The sequence below is a fragment of the Kluyvera sp. NPDC087067 genome (assembly GCF_044745165.1).
Taxonomy (GTDB): domain Bacteria; phylum Pseudomonadota; class Gammaproteobacteria; order Enterobacterales; family Enterobacteriaceae; genus Kluyvera.
Genome location: NZ_JBIUZS010000015.1, coordinates 1 through 1,296 on the forward strand (window position 1 = coordinate 1; position 1,296 = coordinate 1,296).

The 1,296-nt window shown below is 55.2% G+C and carries 1 protein-coding gene; it reads left to right on the forward strand.

Annotation, left to right across the window (positions count from 1 at the left end; genetic code table 11):
• Window positions 1-207 precede the first annotated feature (207 nt).
• Window positions 208-1,188: an IS110 family transposase gene (locus tag ACIPDS_RS21495; protein WP_400740268.1), complete on the forward strand. Its 981-nt coding sequence runs from the start codon at window positions 208-210 to the stop codon at window positions 1,186-1,188.
• Window positions 1,189-1,296: the final 108 nt, after the last annotated feature.

The following is a 1,296-nucleotide window of genomic DNA, read 5'->3' on the forward strand; positions in this document are numbered from 1 at the left end:
GCTTATCAGGCCTTGTATTATCCTTCCTGTGCAGAGAGGACCGGCCAGTTCTCCCTGCCAGCAGTCCGCATGCCGTATCAGGCCTTAGGTTCATAACCTGTTGTGTAGATTTATGCAGCGGACTGCCGTTCTCCACAAGTGACAAACCGGACAGTATCATGGACCGGTTTTTTTCCGGTAACCCGCATTTACAAGGCTGGTCTCACTATGGAACAGGAACTCCACTTTATTGGTATCGACGTTTCTAAAGCTAAGCTGGATGTCGATGTGTTGCGACCCGATGGCCGTCACCGCAGCAAAAAATTTGCCAACACCCTGAAGGGGCATGACGAACTCCTTCGCTGGCTCAGCAGCCATAATGTGGCTCCGGCACACATCTGCATGGAAGCCACCAGCACGTATATGGAAGACGTGGCCGCTCATCTCAGCGACGCCGGATTTACCGTCTCCATCATCAACCCCGCCCTCGGTAAAGCCTTTGCACAGAGCGAGGGGCTGCGCAGTAAAACTGATGCCGTAGACGCCCGCATGCTGGCAGAGTTTTGCCGTCAGAAGCGTCCGGCAGCCTGGAAAGCCCCGCATCCGCTGGAGCGGGCGTTACGGGCGCTGGTGCTGCGGCATCAGTCGCTGACGGATATGCATACGCAGGAGCTGAATCGCCTGGAGACCGCGCGTGAGGTACAGCAACCGAGTATCGATGCTCATCTGCTGTGGCTTCATGCGGAAATTAAGCGCATCGAAAAGCAGATAAAGGACCTGACGGATGACGACCCGGATATGAAACACCGCAGGAAGCTGCTGGAAAGTATCCCGGGTATCGGGGAAAAGACGTCAGCGGTGCTGCTGGCGTATACCGGGCTGAAGAACAGGTTCGGTCAGGCAAGACAGTTTGCTGCTTTTGCCGGTCTGACACCGCGGCAGCATGAGTCGGGCAGCAGCGTGAGGGGAATGAGCCGGATGAGTAAAGCCGGGCATGGGTCCCTGCGCAGGGCACTGTACATGCCGGCGATGGTGGCGATAAGTAAAACGGAATGGGGACGAGCGTTCCGTGACCGTCTGGCAGGGAAGGGTAAAAAAGGGAAAGTAATAATAGGGGCAATGATGCGCAAGCTGGCGCAGGTATCTTACGGAGTCCTGAAATCAGGGGAACCGTTCGATGCATCAAGGCATGTTGTGTTAACAGCCTGAAGAAAAGATGGAAAAGAAAAACAGCGCCAGACGGCGCTGTGGGTGGTCGTGCCTGCAATCCGTGACTGCGGGAAATAAAAATGCTTGCAGGCGATAACAGTATCTACA